Origin of the sequence: Polynucleobacter sp. TSB-Sco08W16, from assembly GCF_018687455.1 — a bacterium.
Taxonomy (GTDB): Bacteria; Pseudomonadota; Gammaproteobacteria; order Burkholderiales; family Burkholderiaceae; genus Polynucleobacter.
In genome coordinates this window covers 1,159,164-1,176,644 of sequence record NZ_CP061291.1, presented here as the reverse complement: position 1 = coordinate 1,176,644, position 17,481 = coordinate 1,159,164, and the positions used below count along the sequence as shown (strand labels likewise).

The following is a 17,481-nucleotide window of genomic DNA, read 5'->3' as shown; positions in this document are numbered from 1 at the left end:
GGCTGGTCTGCAAAAATAGGTATCAAGGAGGATAATGTCATATCGACCATTTCCTGTAAAGCAGACCTTGAGCCAGCCCCAAAACCTTTTTCAATCTCCTAAACAAGAGCGCTTCTTTCTGTTTGCGCTGGCTGGTATTCAGTTCACACACATATTGGATTTTATGATCATGATGCCCTTAGGGCCTCAGTTCATTAAAGCGCTTTCGATCAACACACATCAATTTGGCTTACTACTCTCTTCCTATACTTTCGCTGCAGCAATTGCGGGAATATTTGCCACTTATTATGTAGATCGCTTTGAGAGACGACAGCTACTTTTGCGTTTATATATTTGCTTCATTATTGCAACTGTTGCTTGCGGTTTTGCACCAAACTATCACACACTATTTATCGCACGCGCATGTGCTGGTGCTTTTGGTGGAATATTAGGTTCATTAGTCCAAACCATTGTGGCGGATTCCATTCCGTTTGAGCGTCGCGGTAAAGCCTTGGGAACGGTGATGGCTGCTTTCTCTGTCTCTACTGTAGCGGGCGTTCCATTGAGTCTGTTCTTAGCCAATCATATTGAGTCTTTGGGATGGCGTGCGCCGTTTATGTTTATCGGATTGATCTCGACACTGATTCTCTGGGTTGCTTATCGCAATATTCCAAAGATTTCAGGACACTTGCACCATATTCAAGAGGGCAGCCGCTTTAAGCAAATTTATGAGGTTTTGATTGCCCATCGGCATTTGCGCGCCTTCTTATTTATTGGTCTAGTAATGATCACGGGCTTCTCCGTGATTCCTTATATTGCCTTGTATCTCACTGCAAACGTGGGCGTCGCCAATTCCTATATCTCTCTCATCTATCTTTGCGGCGGTATCGCTACCTTAATGAGCTCTAGATATATTGGGCATCTAGCAGATAAGTATGGCAAGGTTAAAGTCTTCCGAGTATTGGCTATCGTGAGTTTGTTTCCGATCCTTATTACTACCAATTTAATGCCAGTTCCCTTGTGGATTGTTTTGCTTAACCAAACCGCTTTCTTTATTTTGATCTCTGGCCGCATGATTCCAACAATGGCTATTGTTAGTCAAATGGTTGAGCCAAAAATTAGAGGGACATTCATGAGTTTGGTTGGTTCGGTCCAGATGCTTGCATCTGGCATTGCCTCCGTCGTCGCTGGATTAGTTGTCACCATTGCAGCCGATGGCAAGATGGAGCATTACAACCTCGTCGGCTATGGGGCAGCAGTCTGTGGATTGCTCACGTTCTGGCTGGTAGGATATATTCATTCAGATAAAAAAGATAATGCAATTAAAAGGAGCAAAGATGATTCAGTTCAAGCGGCCTGATGGGCAGTTGGTAGATGGCTATTTAGTTGAGCCAACAGATAAAGTAAATGCTCCCGGGGTAGTAGTCATTCAAGAGTGGTGGGGCCTAGATGATGAAGTGAAGTCTGTCGCGGAGCGTTTAGCAAAAGCTGGTTATCGTGCCCTAGTGCCTGATCTCTATCGTGGCAAATTAGCTTTAGAGGCCAAAGAGGCTGAGCACCTCATGGGCGACCTGAATTTTGGTGATGCTGCTAGTCAAGATATTCGTGGTGCTGTTCAGTACCTTAAGGCTACTGGAAGTAATAAAGTGGCAGTGACTGGCTTTTGTATGGGTGGTGCATTAACAGTTCTGTCTGCCTGCAATGTTCCAGAATTAGATTGCACGGTAGTTTGGTATGGCTACCCTCCATTGGAGTATGTGGATGCCAAAGCAATCACTAAGCCGATGATGGCTCATTGGGCTGCGCATGATGATTTCTTCGCTGTGTCTGGAGTTGACCAATTGGATTTCAAGTTAACAGAAGCAGCGGCCCAGCACGAGTTTTATCGCTATGACGCGAAGCATGCTTTTGCTAATCCTAAATCAGACTCTCGCGGTCTGCCGCCATTGCAATATAACGAAGTTGCAGCAAAACTTGCTTGGGATAGAACAATGGAGTTCTTGAAAAACAATCTCAGTAGCTAAATCTCTCATAAATACAGGCTAACCATGTTTTTTAATTGGGTCTATAAACGAAGCAATATTCAGATTTTGATTCTGTTGATTGCATTCTTCGTATTGTTGTTAGATGTGTTACCTAGAATTTTGCAGTCCATCCCCATGCTATCTCCTACAGCAGATAGCACTCGATTGGGCTTGAGTTTATTTGGCTCAATCATTACTTTAAGCGGTCTTTTGATCGGCTTCTTATTAAATCAAGCCCAATCCAATTTTCGCGAAGTCCAATCTCTAGTATCGCAAGAGGCCGGTCGAATTAATAACCTTGATCGTTTATTGACGCGTTACGGTGATCCAGCAATTACGGTTATTCGGAAAGAGCTTTTTGAGTATATGAATTCTATTGTGATCGACGAGTGGCCTAAATTAGAAATGGGTGAGGGTAGTAGTAAGACCCATATGTTGTGGCGCGGAATTTCACGCAAGATCATGTCTTTAGAGCCGGCGACCAATCGTCAAACAGCAATGTATACCGATATCATTAAAAAATCTGAGGAAGTTGCTGAGAGTAGGGAGGCACGCATTGAAAAAGCAGGTATTCGTCTTCCTGGTTTATTTTGGGTGGTAATTTTGATTTGTATGTTTGCTTTGATGGGAGTGAATACTTTATTCGAGCATTCCAACTCCTTTTTCCTGGGCTTGAAAATTTTGCCAATTACGCTAGGAGCGCTGATTTCTCTTTTGGTGATTACTGATCAGCCATTCAAGGGACAAAACTCCGTAAAGCCTGATGCTTTTTTTAAGATTATTGAATCCATTAAGACACGTACTGAATAATTGAACGCTAACCACTATTTTGATTTGTTATGCACCTTTTCTCTGAAAACCTTGCTGTAGAAATTTCTACCTACTACCGTAACCTCGTCTTAGGTCATGGCGCCACCCCTAAGGTATTTACTTTGGTGAATGCCGATGGTGATCAATACCTCTTTTTTGTCGATGATTTACAGATGGAGAGGGCAGATGAAGATCAATTTCTAGCCTATATCGTTCAGCAGCATGATGCAGTCACATATGCTCGGGGCACTCTAGTGATCGTAGATAAAGCTCAACAGTTCATTGAGTTTGCCGTGGTCGATAAAGATGATGAGCAGGCTATTGTCTGCTCTGCAGAGCTTACGCGTGATCTGGAAGATAAGCCGATTGGTTTAACGGAGTTCGAAAAGACTTTGGTTAGAAGAGAGTCGATTGTCTTTGGCCATCTTTACGACCGAATTCAACTTTCAGAAGAAAAAACAGAAGACTTTGCAAGTCTATGGGAAGAGATGAAGCCCAAGATCTTGCATCGAAATATGGGTCTTTAATCCCCCGCATGAATTCCCGTCAGCAAAAGTACTTTGTAGATGGTTTTAAAGAGATGTCGCGCTCCGGCGTGACAATCTTCACTTGGGGTTTTGTCACTGGCATTGCAATGGCCAAGTCGAGCTTAACCCTGCATCAAGCCTTAGCCATGAGCCTCTTAGTTTTTGCGGGCTCATCACAGCTAGCAGCACTTCCTTTGATTGCCGCAGGTCTGCCGATTTGGATGATATTGATTACCTCATTTATGGTGAACTTGCGGTTTGTTATCTTTAGTCTTGGACTCCAAGCCCATTTTTCCTATTTATCTACTTGGCGTAGAGTCTTATTGGGTTATTTCACGGCTGACTTTAGTTATCTTTTTTATATCAGGCGCTACCCTAAGCCGGAGTCTATTGAAGAGCGACATTCTGATAAAGAGCAACTACGCTTGTATTGGTTGATGGGTATGCAGTTTTCGAACTGGGCCCTCTGGCAAGTGGGTTCGATTGCAGGCATCTTACTGGCTAGTCAAATTCCCAATAGTTGGGGTCTAGAGTTTGCCGGTGCAATTGCATTGCTGGTCATTATTGTGCCCATGCTGGACCGTGCTGCCGCACGCTGGGCTGCAGTAACTGCGGCTGTAGTAGCAGTGGCGACCTATGGACTTCCATTTAGACTCAATATTGTCTTTGCCATCGTGGCAGCCTTAGTCGTGGGCATGATGACGGATAAATCTCCCAAAGGAAATACACCTTAATGCAGATTGACTGGAATATTTCTCTATTGCTAATTGGTATGGCATTCGTAACGGCCTGGTCACGTAGTTTCTTTCTGATCCTCGGGGAGCGTGTAAAGGTTTCAGACTGGGTATTGGAGGCTATTCGCTTTGCTCCATTAGCAGCAATGGTCGCTATTTTGGCGCCTGAAATTTTTCTACCAGCAAATGCTACTAGCGTGACTCAATTCGATTTCAAATTACCGAATATTTGGGGTGGATTGGCCGCTATTATTTCTTTCTATCTCACCCGAAAAATGATTGTTACTTTATTGGTGGGTATGACTGTGTTCACTTTGGCCAGGTATTTCTTATAAGGCCTAATAGCGGATTACCTTGAGGCTCTGTTTTTCTCATGCCTTCGAGATAGTGCCTCAAGAGCAAATGATCCAATGAGAGCGGAAGCTAGCGCAATTGCACTATTGGGTGCAGTCTCAATGACGTTGATAAATAGCGTGGCAAATAAGCCTAGATTGACAATGATTGCCGTCCACAAAGGCCACAGTTTTGCACCAGTTTGCTTGCGAACTTTAATATGTCCATAGGTAATGGCGGCATATACAAGTAAGAATGCCAGACTTGCCATTTTTCCAACGACATCCAATGGAAATGCTAATACCAAGGCAATCACCATAACTGCAGACACTGACAGCGATCGGGATTGTGTTTTTAAGACGGTGGCACCTAAGGCTTTTGAAATGGAGCTGGTGGTCGCCATATCCGCTGCGATATTAGAGGCGGCAAAAATAGTGGCATTGAGTGCTGCAGCGCAAGCTAGCAATGCAGAGCTAGCTATGGCGACAAAGCCAATCTTTCCGGCTACTAGTTGCGCCGCTTCCGCCAGTACATGGCCGCTAAATTCTTGAATTTTTTCTGGCGTCAGCAAAAGAATAACGGCAGTACTCACGAGAACATACGCAATCGTTACAAGCACCAGAGCGGAGAACATCGCTAGAGGAAGTTCTTTCTGGGGCTCGTGCATTGCATTTGAAGAATTTGTTACAACTCCGAAACCTTGGTAGTTGATATACAGGATGCCTGCAGCTATAGCTATACCATTGAGAGAGCCGCCGGACATTTCAAAGTTGTGAACTTGGGCTATGTGGATACCTCCTGCAGAAAATAAGAGAAGGGCAATGGTTACAAAGCCAATTGCTAGAGTTTCTGCACGCCCAACAATTTGCGTGCCGAGCAAATTGACTCCAGCACAAATGGCCACGATCAGGGCGCTAATTATCTTGACCTCTAGCGGGGAAAGATTTCCACCTAGCATCGTATTGGCATATTCAGAAAATCCTGCAGCATAAAGAGCGGCAGCAATTAGATAGGCAATATATTGAAAGACGTTAAGGCCGCCAGAAATCACTCCAGGCCCAAAACTCATGACGGTGAAGGTGGCTGCTCCCCCACTGCTCGGAAAAGTAGCGCCTAATTTGGCATAGGAGTAGACCGAGAAGGAGGCGGCGATGGCGCCGATTAAGAAAGCTAAGGGGATATGGGTTCCAGCATGAGCGCTAGCAGTTCCCAGTAAGGAAAAGAGACCGGCGCCCATCATGCCGCCAATACCAAGGGCTGTAGCGGAAAAGAGGCTAATTTCTTTGCCGTTATCGCCCGTTTTCTTTAATAGTCCTGATTTCACCTAGTTTTCTAACTATTGAAGGGTTGTATTGGCTTCATTTGACCCCATATAAGGTCTATTGAGAGTGTTTGGTGCCCAGGAAGGGACTCGAACCCCCACAACCTTACGATTGCCAGCACCTGAAGCTGGTGCGTCTACCAATTTCGCCACCTGGGCATGCCTCTATTATAGGGGGATGGGCGTTTTTAGGCTTTTTGAACCTCATTTTGGCTTTTCCCCCTCAGACTTGGTGGTTTGATACAGTAGCCTTATTCATAAAAAAATAGATATCACTAGATATATAAATAGGGCATGTATTGCCGAAGGAATTAAATGCGTAAAGCAAAAGACTTGATGCCCCGCGAGGCTGATCGTTTAGGAACGATTCAAGGGCATCGAGATGGATTTGGATTTGTTATTCCCGATGATGGTGGTGAAGATATTTTTCTCTCTGAGAGAGAAATGTCGCGCGTCATGCACGGTGATCGAGTTAATGTCAGAGTATTAGGAACAGATCGACGCGGCCGTCCAGAGGGACAAATTGTTGATGTCGTTCTGCATGCTAATAAAGTTGTGATCGGTCGCCTCTTAAATGAGAATGGCGTTTTAATTGTGGCGCCAGAAGATAAACGCATTGGCCATGACATCTTGATTCCACCTAAGGGACAAGGTCAGGCTAAATTAGGTCAAGTGGTCAGCGTTGAAATTATTGATTACCCAGATAGCTATCGCCAAGCAGTTGGGCGTGTAGTGGAAGTCTTGGGTGAGATAGATGATCCAGGTATGGAGATTGAAATCGCCGTCCGTAAGTACGGTGTTCCTCATGAGTTCTCTGCCGCTGCCATGAAAGAGGCGGCAGCTTTGCCAGATACCGTCCAGCAAGACGATCTAGAAGGTCGCGTCGACTTACGCGATGTACCTTTGGTCACAATTGATGGTGCGGATGCAAGAGATTTCGATGATGCAGTCTATTGCGAGCCTGTGATGTACGGCAAGACCAAGGCCTGGCGCCTGATTGTGGCTATTGCTGACGTATCGCATTACGTTAAACCTGGGCATCCATTGGATGATGAGGGTTTATTGCGTGCAACTTCTGTGTATTTCCCAAGACGGGTGATTCCCATGTTGCCGGAGAAGATCTCGAATGGGCTCTGCTCACTTAATCCCAATGTAGATCGCCTCTGTATGGTGTGCGATTCTGTTGTGGACAATAACGGGGTAGTGTTAGCGTATCAGTTCTATCCAGCGGTGATGCATTCTGCACAGCGCTTTACATACGATACCGTCTGGGAAATTCTTTCCAATAGTAAAGGCCCAGAAGCTACGCGTTTTGCACAGTTTCGTCCGCTTTTAACTAATCTCTATTCTCTATTCAAGATTCTGTTGTCAGCCCGCGAGAAGCGGGGCGCCATCGAGTTTGAAACTACTGAAACTCAAATCATTAGCAATGAACTCGGTAAGATTCTGCGCATTGAGCCACGGCTTCGCAATGATGCCCATCGCCTAATTGAAGAGTGCATGCTAACAGCGAACGTTTGTGCTGCAGACTTCATTGATAAAAATAAGCATCTCAGTTTGTACCGTGTACATGGAGAGCCTTCTGAAGAAAAGCTTGTCACTCTACGTCAGGTACTCAGAACTTCTGGTCTTTCATTGGGTGGCGGGGAGAAACCAAAGCCCCGTGACTTTGCAAAACTGATGCGCGAGATTAAAGAGCGGCCTGATGCCAATATGCTGCAATCCGTGGTTCTGCGTTCAATGCAGCAAGCCATGTATCAACCAGACAATGAAGGTCACTTTGGCTTAGCTTACCCAGCGTATTCTCATTTCACAAGCCCGATTCGTCGCTACCCTGATTTGTTGACTCATCGTGTCATCAAATCCATTCTGCAGAAAAAGCCGTATACGCCTGTTCTGCCTCCCAAGGTGCCTCTTAATCTCACATTGCCTCGTAAAGGCAAGGGGAGAGAGAATGCAGTCAATGCCAAGAAATCTCAAAGCGATGCTAAAGCAGGTCCTGCCAAAGGTGCGAGAGTGCCAAAAGGCGCTAATGCTGCTTTGCCTATTTGGGGTCAATTAGGTGTGCACTGTTCATCCAATGAGCGTCGTGCCGACGAGGCGTCACGTGATGTAGAAGCATGGCTCAAGTGCTACTACATGCGCGATCATCTTGGTCAAGAGTATGCAGGCACTGTAACTGGGGTTGCTAACTTTGGTTTATTCATTCAACTTGAGAATCTCTTTGTTGAGGGAATGGTTCATGTTACCGAATTAGGTGGGGATTATTTCCAATACGATGAGGCTCGTCAAGAATTGCGTGGCGAGCGTACCGGTATTCGTTACCGCCTAGGTGATCGTCTGCATGTACTAGTGAGTCGTGTTGATTTGGATGCTCGCAAGATTGAATTTAGTCTTGTAAAGAGCTCTGGTGCTGAGGGCGGCGGATCATCCAATCGTCGTCAATTATTGTTAGCCGCTGATGCCGGTAGGCCAAACAAGAAAGCGGCCCCAAACAAGAGTAGACCCGCTCATAAAGCCCCTCAAAAGCCCAGTGGCATCAATGTGAATGCAGCTAAATCTGCCGGTACCTTGGGCGCCACCCAATCCAAGAGTAAAGCGAGTCGCAAAAGCGGTAAGACAAGCAAGCCGGGCAGATCTGTTGGTAAGCCGGCTGGGACAAAGCCACCGGTACGCAACACCAAGGCCAGAAGAAAATAAAAAGTAAGTAAAGAGTAAGAAAAGAATAAGTAAAAAGATGAAACAAATATTGGTAGGATTTCATGCAGTTCAAGCGCGTTTGCGGGTTGATCCCGATAGTCTGAAGTCGGTTTACTTTGATCCTAGCCGTCGTGATCGACGTATGGGTGATTTTCTAAAACAGGCTGAAGAAATTTTAGGTGAGCGTTTGCATGCGGCCGATGCGGAGCGTCTGCAAAAGTTAACCGGCCATGATCGTCACCAAGGTGTTGTTGCTTTGGCTGAAAAAATGACCATTGCGCGCACGATTACTGAAGTGATTGAGGATGTAGAGGGCGTTCAAGAGAAGCCAATGTTTTTAGTTTTAGATGGTGTAACGGACCCCCATAACTTTGGCGCCTGCCTGCGTGTAGCTGATGGAGCAGGAGTTGATGCGGTGGTGATTCCCAAGGACCGCTCAGCCTCAATTAACGCTACTGTAAGTAAGGTATCTAGCGGCGCTTCTGAGGTAATGCCAGTGATTACAGTGACAAACCTCGTTCGCAGCATGAAAGAGATGCAAGAAGCGGGCGTTTGGCTGATTGGTACAGACGATGAAGCCACCAAATCTATCTATGATATTGATCTCACTGGTTCGATTGGTATTGTGATGGGGGCGGAGGGCGAGGGTATGCGCCGCCTGACAAAAGAAACCTGTGATGAGCTGGTCCGCATTCCAATGCAGGGCGTGGTGTCTAGCCTGAACGTCTCCGTAGCAAGTGGCGTATGCTTGTACGAAGCGTTAAGACAACGTCTTGCAAAAACCGCCAAATAAAGGGACTCAAATGAAATGCAATATTGGACACACTGATCGCGTTCTTCGTATGACGGTTGGCGTCACCTTAATGGGTTTAGCGGGTTTTGGAATCACCGGCCCCTGGGCTTGGATTGGAATCCTTCCCTTGTTAACTGGGATGATTGGAAATTGTCCGGCATATAGCTTGCTCGGCATCAATACGGCGAAGAAATAAACAGCTATCCTATTTGTAATGGTGTTTGTAGACTCTCAGTGGCATCTCTTAAATAGTTACCTATGTTGATGATAAAAAGGTTAACCGCCTATTTATTTACCTTTGGCTGCACTTTGGTGTTGTCGGGATGTTTTATGGTTGGTCCAGATTATTCAAGACCTCCAGTCAAGACTGCAGGGGAATATAAGCCTACAACTCAAACCGAATTTACAGAATCCTTGGGTGAAAATTCCAATAAGATTATTGATCCAGTTGAGTGGTGGGAAAGTTTTAATGACCCTACGCTCAATGCCTTATTAAAAGAGGCCGCCCAACAAAATCTGAGTCTGCAGCAAACTGCTTTGCGTATTTATCAACTGCAAGCGCAACTTGGGATTAGTGATGCTGCTTTGTTGCCGACAGCCGCACTCAATGCTTCTTATTCTAATAATCGGAATAGCGGCCTACAAGAGATCGTGAACGACTCCAATAATCTGATCGTGAAAAACGCCATGGTGCAGATGAGCTGGGAACTCGATTTTTGGGGCAAATCCCGCCGTGGCATTCAGAGCTCCTTGAATTCCTATCTGTCAGGTGTAGCCGCCTTTTATTCAGCTGATGTTTCCTTAACCGCAGACGTTGCCAACACCTATATCAATATTCGCAATAACGAAGCTTTGATTGCAGTTGCTAAAACGAATTTAGAGTTACAAAAGGAAAGTTTACGCATTGCTAATGCCCGTTTTAAGTACGGCGCAACATCAATGCTAGATTTAAGTCAGGCTCAGGCTCAATATGAGCAAACTAAAGCTCGCATTCCAGAGTTGATTGCCTCATTGAAGAAGACCCAACATGCAATGAGCATCCTATTGGGTGAGCCACCTGATTACTACGAAAAGAAATATGGAAATACTAAAGGCTCATTAAGGCCGCCTACTGAGTTAGGCGTCGGAATGCCGATCGATTTGCTGCGCCGCCGCCCTGATGTATTGCAGGCTGAGCTCAATGCTGCTTCACAATCCGCCTTAATTGGTGTGAATAAAGCGCAGTTATTCCCGACCTTTACCTTGGGTGGCACATTTGGTTATGCAAACTCAAACTACGGCAATCTCACCTCGGCCAATCTATTTAGCTGGGGCAATAATTCCTCCGGTGTGAGTGCTGGTGTCTACCTACCGCTGTTCTATCGTGGTGCCATAGTGGATCAAGTACGGGTTCAGGATGCTATCTTCCAGCAAAGTCTCTTAGCCTATCAAAATCAAGTCTTGAACGCGCAAAAAGAAGTAGAGGACTCCTTGATCACAATCTCAACCACCAAGAGCTCGGTTGAGGACTATACCCGTGGTGTCACTGCTGCTAAGAGTGCTGCAGATCTGGCGCTAGAGCGTTATAAAGCTGGTCAAAACGATTACACAACCGTTATTACCGCACAGCAGTCATTGCTGAACTTGGAAAATTCTCTAGTTCAAACCAAATCCAATGAATTAGTAGGATATGTAGGCGCTTTCAAGGCGCTTGGTGGCGGCTGGACCGCGCAAATGACACCGCCTAAGCTCCCTGAAACGATGGTCGCTGAGATGAATGATCGCACCGATTGGGGTAGTGTCTTAAATAAAACGGGTGATCCGGTCAATGTAAAGGCTGGAAAGCTGGTAGTTCCGAATCCACCTATACCACCTCAAGATATGAAACCCACCCAGGGAAGTACTGCACCATGAAAGAACTATTAACAAAAGCTCAAGCCATGCTTACAAAGCTGTGGAATTTTCTGTTGCCCCTGTGGAGTTCGTTATTAACTCGCTGGAATGCTTTTCTGGAAAAGTTAAGTACTATCAATATCCCATTTTTAAATAAGAAGCTTTCACCAGGGACTATTGGAATAGCTATCGTTGTTTTCTTTGCCATCATTGTGTTGGTATGCCTCAAGTCTTGCGGTAAAAATATTGTGCAAGCGCCTGTGCCAGTTACAACTGCGTTACCACTCTCTCAAGAAATTCGGAGTTTTGCCACTTTTGATGGGGTGGTTGACCCTTATCTCACGGTGAACTTAGATGCTCGCGTGAAGGGTTATCTGACTAAGATTGGATTTGCAGATGGCTCGATGGTCAAGAAGGGTGATCTCTTATTTGTGATTGAGCAAGATACTTATATTCAAGATGTCAAATTGAAGCAGGCGATTTATACAGAGGCCAAGCTTGAGTACAACCGCCAAAAATCACTACTGAAAGAAAATGCAACTTCTCAGGCGGCGGTCGATAAGGCCTTATCGCAATATCAGCAATCAGAGGCAAATTTAACGCTCGCCAAGATTAACTTAGGCTATACCGAAATTAGGGCGCCGTTTGATGGACTCATGGGTAGACATTTATTAGATGTTGGAACTTATTTAGATACAACATCGAAGGGTGTACAACTCTCAACGATTCAGCAAATCTCACCTATATATGTCTATTTTTCGCTTAACGAAAGAGACTTCCTGAAGTTTGAGAAGAATCAGGACCCTAATACGGAGCGTAAATCCGAGGTGAATACTTTACCGATTTATGCAGGCCTACAAAGTGAAACGGGCTTTCCCCACGAGGGAGTTTTGGATTACGCGGCTAATCTGATTTCGACTGATACAGGCTCTTTGCAGTTGCGCGCTATCTTCAAGAATGAAAACTATCAGCTCATACCCGGTTTATATGCACGTGTGATGGCCGAGTACGGCCCAACTCGTCAGGCCTTGCTCGTGCCAATGACAGCCGTCATGACTGACCAGGTGGGGAACTATGTCTTTGTCTTAGATGAGGCCAAGCGTGCTCAACGGGCAGACATTACATTAGGTCAGCGCTTTCAACAAAATGTTGAAGTGGCAAAAGGACTGACTCCCAATAGCCAGGTGGTGATCAATGGCTTTATTAATTTGAGCGTAAACCAAGTGGCCAGTCCTACACAAGTCACTCTTGAGGCTATAAAGCTCCGGTAATTATGCTGCCTAAATTCTTTATTGAGCGGCCTGTTCTGGCCAACGTTATCGCTCTGATCATGGTCTTGATTGGAGCGGTATCTATTTTTGGTTTGCCAATTTCCCAGTATCCGAATATCGTTCCGCCAACGATTCAAGTGACGACTAGCTATCCTGGAGCCAATGCTAGTCTCGTCCAGCAATTGGTTGCCAGCAATATTGAGACGCAGGTGAATGGTGTTGATGGCATGCTCTATATGGAGTCCTCATCAACCAATGATGGTTATTACACCCTCACGGTCACTTTCAAGGTGGGCACTGACCCTGACTTAGCGCAGGTTAATGTTCAAAACCGGGTTGCAATTGCATTGCCATCTTTACCTCAAGCGGTTCAAAAAATCGGCGTTACAACCAAGACCCAATCAACCGCGATCTTGCAGTTTGTGACCCTAACGTCCGATAACCCAGAGCATGACGGCTTATTTTTAAGTAACCTCGCCAATCTCAAACTGCAACAACGTTTGGCGCGCATACAGGGTGTTGCTGCGGCTAACGTTTTTGGGGTTGGTAATTACAGTATGCGGATTTGGCTCGATCCAGCGCAGTTAAAGATGCGTAGCCTAACGCCAAATGATGTGATCAATGCCATCAATAAGCAAAACATCTTGCTCTCTGCCGGCCAGATTGGTTCTCCACCAACTCCATTGGGTCAGGATTTTCAGTTCACGCTCAATGTGACCAGTGCGATGACGACCCCAGAGCAATTTGGGAGAATCGTGGTGAAGACGGGTAGTAAATCCGATATCACCTATTTACGCGATATTGCCCGCTTGGAAATGGGTAGTCAGAACTACAGCCAGTTCTTCAAGATCGGTGATAAGCCTGCTGGTGGTATCGCTATTTATCAAACGCCAGGCGCTAATGCGATTGCGACTGCTAACGCCGTGCGCACAGAAATGGAAAGCATTGCCAAGACTCTGCCAAAAGGGGTGAAGTGGTCTATTCCATTTGACACCACGATGTTTGTGCAAGCTTCGATTCATGAGGTCTATAAAACACTTTATGAAGCCGGCATCTTAGTGCTGCTGGTCATTATGATTTTCTTGCAAAACTGGCGCGCAACTCTTGTACCAGCTACCACCGTTCCAGTCACCATTATTGGTGCATTTGCTGCGATGGCTGCAATGGGATTCTCGATCAATTTATCCACTTTGTTTGCCATTGTTTTATGTATCGGTATTGTGGTGGATGATGCGATTGTGGTCGTCGAAGCGGTATCGAAAAAAGTAGAAGAGGGCGAGGATCCAAGAACCGGTGCTATCGATGCCATGAATGAGTTAATGGGGCCCATCATCGGCATTACTTTGGTATTGATGGCTGTATTTATCCCTGCTTCATTTATTGCTGGTATTACCGGTCAAATGTACCGACAGTTTGCTCTAGTAATTGCAGCTACGGCGCTGATTAGCGGTATTAACGCGATTACCTTAAAGCCAACCCAATCTGCGCAGTATCTGAGGCCAATTTATCACAATAAGGTCAAAGGAAAGCTCTACCAAAAATTTGATTTTTATTTCAATCGCCTAGCTACTTGGTACGAACATCAAATCGAAGCGCTGATGAATAACCGTGCCAAGGCTTCATTGATTGGCATTGTGATCATCGTTGTCTCCTTGTTTGGTTTAGCGTTGGTTCCTTCAGGATTTATTCCCAATGAAGACCAAGGCTATTTAGTGGTCTCAACCACCTTGCCTGATGCTGCATCCTTGCAGCGTACCGAAACCGGAATACAAAAATCCGTAGCTGCTCTCAAAACGGTTCCGGGTATACAAGATATCGTGGTGATTGGCGGCATCAATCTTCTGAACAACAGTAGTTCCCAGTCAAATTCTGGTGCCATGTACGTCATCATGAAACCGTGGGATGAGCGCGGCAAGGGTGAAAGCCTTGCGGAAATATACGCTCAGATGAATGAGAAGCTCAGACAAGTACAAGAAGCTCAGTCATTCGTTCTCTTGCCTCCTGCAATTCCAGGTTTAGGTCTGTCAGGTGGCTTTGAGATGCGCTTAATGTTGACTGATGGTAGTAATAATCTAGCCAAGCTAGAAGCTGCTACTAAAAACTTCATTGCCCAAGCGCAAAAAGCCCCAGAAATCATGGCGGTTTTTTCACCATTCCGAAATAACGTACCTCAGATGCAGCTCACATTTAATGTGGCACGCGCAGAAACTTTTGGAGTTGCAATCGGGGACGCCTATGATGCTTTGCAGTCGTACGTTGGATCGACTTACGTAAATCAATTCTTTAAATATGGTCAAACCTATCAAGTCTATGTCCAGGCAGATGGCACTTACCGCAAGGTAGTAGATCAGATTAATAGTTTGTATGTGAGAAATAAAGACGGCAAGATGGTGCCCCTGGGCTCTTTTATTGATGTGAAAGAGATCACTGGCCCAGCCTTTGTTAACCAGTTTCAGCTTTATCCATCTGCTGCAGTGCTCGGTCAGGCTCATGAAGGCTATAGCTCAGGTCAGGCCATGAAGCGACTCGAGCAGATTGCTCAAACATTGCCCGACGGCGTGAGCTTTCAATGGGCAGGTATGTCATACCAAGAAAACTTAGTCGGCAATACGATCATATTCATTTTTGGCCTGTCGATTTTGCTGGTTTACCTAGTATTGGCTGCCCAGTATGAGACTTGGGTTGCTCCTTTGTCAGTGCTGACGGCAGTGCCGCTTTCCCTCTCTGGAATCGTCCTGGCCCTACACCTTACTGGCTTACCAAATAATATTTACGTCCAGATTGGTATGGTCTTAATGATTGCACTGTCGTGTAAAAACTCAATCTTGATCGTGGAGGTAGCAATCGAGCGTAGAGCAAAAGGCATGAGCTTTGTGGATGCCGCACTAGAGGCATCTAAAGAGCGTTTTAGACCAATTTTAATGACGTCTATTGCATTTATTTTGGGTGTTACTCCCTTGTTAATGTCGATGGGGCCGGGCGCTGCAGCTCGCATCTCATTGGGTATTACCGTCTTTAGTGGCATGATTGCTTCAACCTGTTTAGCAGTTGCTTTAGTACCGGTTTTCTACGTTGAGATTGAAACCTTCTTTGAGAATCGCGATAAGAAGAAAGCAGAAAAAATAGCGCAACAAAAAGCAGAGTAAGCGTAAGCAGGAAAAAGTAATAGCTAGAAATGAGATGCAAGAAAAAGCCACCCCAGGGTGGCTTTTTTATTACCAGTCTCGATTTCAATCAAAATCTAAATCATTTGGCTAGTAGCGCCTCTAGTTTCTCTGTGTCAATGCAGAAGTTGCGAATACCTTCAGCAAGCTTTTCGGTAGCCATCGCATCATTATTAAGTTGTAGTCTAAAACTAGATTCATCCAATTTCAGCGGCACAATATTCTCAGCACTCAAGGCTGCCTGAGCATTATTACTATCTAACTTCTTGCTCACTACTGCAGTTCCCAGACTTAAATTAGCCAATAGCTCTGGACTAATGGTCAGAAGGTCGCAGCCCGCAAGTTCTAAGATCTGGCTGGTGTTGCGAAAGCTGGCCCCCATAATCTCAGTAGCAATGCCAAAGTGCTTGTAATAGTGAAATATCCGTTTAACGGAAGTGACGCCAGGATCATTGGGGCCGCCATTATTGGTGTCACTCCAATCGGCACCTAATTTGGCTTTATACCAGTCCGTAATACGACCGACAAAGGGTGAAATCAATTTGGCATTTGCAGCGCCACATGCAGCCGCCTGAATCAGTGAGAAGAGCAGCGTCATATTGCAATGTATGCCTTGGGCTTCTAATTCTTTTGCAGCAGCAATGCCTTCCCAAGTTCCAGCTAACTTAATGAGGATGCGTTTACGGTCAATACCATGAGATTCGTAAAGCGAGATGATATGTTTTGCTTTAGCAATCGTAGCCTTGGTATCAAAAGAGAGGCGAGCATCAACTTCAGTTGAGACACGGCCTGGAACAATTTTCAAAATCTCTAGCCCAAACGCCACCAAGATATAGTCGACTAAATCCGTGGCACTCATACCGGGATGGGCTGCTTTTACAGAACTTACCAAGGACTGGTAATTGCTTTGTTGAGCAGCTTTAAGAATTAATGAGGGGTTGGTAGTGGCATCTTGCGGCTGAAAGGCTTGCATGCGCTCAAAATCACCCGTATCCGCAACTACGGTGGTCAGTTTTTTCAGTTGCTCAAGTTGGCTGGAGGTTGAGAGGGTGCTATTCATGGCTAGATATTTCTAAAAAAGTCCCGCTGTGGTCGGTTGCTTGTGAATATCATATGATAGATGCATTAATTCTAGTAAAGGCATTTGGCAGAAATATGAATCAGGATCAACTCAAGCAAATGGTGGGCGAAGCGGCCCGAGATGAGGTCTTAAAGCTGCCAGCTGGCCAGATATTGGGCATTGGTACAGGTTCTACCGCGAATTGCTTTATTGATGCCTTAGCCCCGCATAAAGATCATTTTTCAGGAACGGTGTCCAGTTCAAATGCTACGACTGAGCGCTTGCTAAAGCATGGCTTTCAGGTGCTCGATCCGAATGATGTACTCAGCTTGCCAGCGTATGTGGATGGTGCCGATGAGATTGATCCAGCCGGCCATATGATTAAGGGCGGTGGTGGTGCACTCACACGTGAAAAAATTATTGCCTCTATGGCCAAGCAATTTATTTGTATTTGTGATTCTTCTAAGCAAGTGCCTGTGCTGGGTAACTTTGCGCTTCCTGTAGAAATTATTCCGCTTGCTAAAGGTGTGGTAACTAGAGGGCTTGAGCAGTTGGGTGGCAAAGTCACATTGCGCCTGGCAAAAACGACCCGCGCTGATTTGAATCAAACCCCTAGCGAGCCCTTTGTAACGGATAACGGTGGCTGGATCTTGGATGTTGCTGGCCTTCTAATTGCCGATCCCGTAAAAATGGAATCTCAGATCAATCAAATCGCTGGTGTAATTACGGTAGGACTGTTTGCCAAAGAGAAGGCCAACGTTTTACTAGTCAGTAATGCTTCTGGCGTGAGTCGGATTGCACTCTAACTGAAAAAAGGGAATAAAAAACCCGACGGGGTATGCCCATCGGGTAGTTTGCCATGGTTTGCATGGCACAGGCACTCGGAAGGTATT

Annotated in this window: 15 protein-coding genes and 1 tRNA gene; 13 read left to right on the top strand and 3 right to left on the bottom strand. The window is 45.6% G+C overall.

Going from position 1 to position 17,481, the window contains the following annotated elements; genetic code table 11:
* Window positions 1-34 precede the first annotated feature (34 nt).
* The 6 genes from FD961_RS05825 to FD961_RS05800 are packed head-to-tail and all read left to right on the top strand — an operon-like array spanning window position 35 to window position 4,409.
* A complete protein-coding gene (locus FD961_RS05825) occupies window positions 35-1,339 on the top strand; it encodes an MFS transporter (protein WP_251371225.1) in 1,305 nt (434 codons plus the stop codon).
* On the top strand, window positions 1,296-2,003 hold the full coding sequence (locus tag FD961_RS05820; protein ID WP_371817143.1) for a dienelactone hydrolase family protein: 708 nt from the start codon (window positions 1,296-1,298) through the stop codon (window positions 2,001-2,003). The genes FD961_RS05825 and FD961_RS05820 overlap by 44 nt, the downstream gene beginning before the upstream one ends.
* A 24-nt stretch (window positions 2,004-2,027) precedes the next feature.
* Window positions 2,028-2,813 carry a DUF4239 domain-containing protein gene (locus FD961_RS05815; protein ID WP_215393053.1) on the top strand — a complete coding sequence of 262 codons (786 nt, stop codon included), beginning with the start codon at window positions 2,028-2,030 and terminating at the stop codon, window positions 2,811-2,813.
* Window positions 2,814-2,842: 29 nt separating this feature from the next.
* Window positions 2,843-3,340, top strand: a complete 498-nt coding sequence (locus FD961_RS05810; RefSeq protein ID WP_071465510.1) for a hypothetical protein — start codon at window positions 2,843-2,845, stop codon at window positions 3,338-3,340.
* An 8-nt stretch (window positions 3,341-3,348) separates the two neighbouring features.
* Complete coding sequence (locus FD961_RS05805) at window positions 3,349-4,074, top strand: AzlC family ABC transporter permease (RefSeq protein ID WP_215393052.1); 726 nt, start codon at window positions 3,349-3,351, stop codon at window positions 4,072-4,074.
* Entirely contained in the window at window positions 4,074-4,409 is a 336-nt protein-coding gene (locus FD961_RS05800) for an AzlD domain-containing protein (RefSeq protein ID WP_215393051.1), read from the top strand. The genes FD961_RS05805 and FD961_RS05800 overlap by 1 nt, the downstream gene beginning before the upstream one ends.
* 14 nt (window positions 4,410-4,423) lie before the next feature.
* On the opposite strand, the gene FD961_RS05795 is transcribed toward FD961_RS05800, so the two are convergent.
* On the bottom strand, window positions 4,424-5,731 hold the full coding sequence (locus tag FD961_RS05795) for an APC family permease (protein WP_215393050.1): 1,308 nt from the start codon (window positions 5,729-5,731) through the stop codon (window positions 4,424-4,426).
* A gap of 69 nt (window positions 5,732-5,800) precedes the next feature.
* Window positions 5,801-5,887, bottom strand: a tRNA-Leu gene (locus FD961_RS05790).
* A 156-nt stretch (window positions 5,888-6,043) separates the two neighbouring features.
* Here FD961_RS05790 and rnr point away from each other — a divergent pair.
* The 6 genes from rnr (at window position 6,044) to FD961_RS05760 (ending at window position 15,510) form a co-directional block, all read left to right on the top strand.
* Window positions 6,044-8,428: a ribonuclease R gene (gene rnr, locus FD961_RS05785; protein WP_215393049.1), complete on the top strand. Its 2,385-nt coding sequence runs from the start codon at window positions 6,044-6,046 to the stop codon at window positions 8,426-8,428.
* 37 nt (window positions 8,429-8,465) lie between these two features.
* Window positions 8,466-9,221: a 23S rRNA (guanosine(2251)-2'-O)-methyltransferase RlmB gene (rlmB, locus tag FD961_RS05780; protein WP_215393048.1), complete on the top strand. Its 756-nt coding sequence runs from the start codon at window positions 8,466-8,468 to the stop codon at window positions 9,219-9,221.
* A gap of 10 nt (window positions 9,222-9,231) precedes the next feature.
* Entirely contained in the window at window positions 9,232-9,417 is a 186-nt protein-coding gene (locus FD961_RS05775) for a DUF2892 domain-containing protein (protein ID WP_215393047.1), read from the top strand.
* 62 nt (window positions 9,418-9,479) lie between these two features.
* Window positions 9,480-11,114: an efflux transporter outer membrane subunit gene (locus tag FD961_RS05770; protein WP_215393046.1), complete on the top strand. Its 1,635-nt coding sequence runs from the start codon at window positions 9,480-9,482 to the stop codon at window positions 11,112-11,114.
* Window positions 11,111-12,364, top strand: coding sequence for an efflux RND transporter periplasmic adaptor subunit (locus tag FD961_RS05765; RefSeq protein WP_215393045.1), 1,254 nt, complete (start codon window positions 11,111-11,113; stop codon window positions 12,362-12,364). Before FD961_RS05770 ends, FD961_RS05765 begins: the two co-directional genes overlap by 4 nt.
* Before the next feature lie 2 nt (window positions 12,365-12,366).
* Window positions 12,367-15,510, top strand: a complete 3,144-nt coding sequence (locus FD961_RS05760) for an efflux RND transporter permease subunit (protein ID WP_215393044.1) — start codon at window positions 12,367-12,369, stop codon at window positions 15,508-15,510.
* A gap of 100 nt (window positions 15,511-15,610) precedes the next feature.
* Here the strand turns inward: FD961_RS05760 and tal are convergent, their stop codons facing one another.
* Entirely contained in the window at window positions 15,611-16,588 is a 978-nt protein-coding gene (gene tal, locus FD961_RS05755) for a transaldolase (RefSeq protein ID WP_215393043.1), read from the bottom strand.
* 95 nt (window positions 16,589-16,683) lie between these two features.
* Here tal and rpiA point away from each other — a divergent pair, with 95 nt between their 5' ends.
* Window positions 16,684-17,394 carry a ribose-5-phosphate isomerase RpiA gene (gene rpiA / locus FD961_RS05750; protein WP_215393042.1) on the top strand — a complete coding sequence of 237 codons (711 nt, stop codon included), beginning with the start codon at window positions 16,684-16,686 and terminating at the stop codon, window positions 17,392-17,394.
* Window positions 17,395-17,481 lie beyond the last annotated feature (87 nt).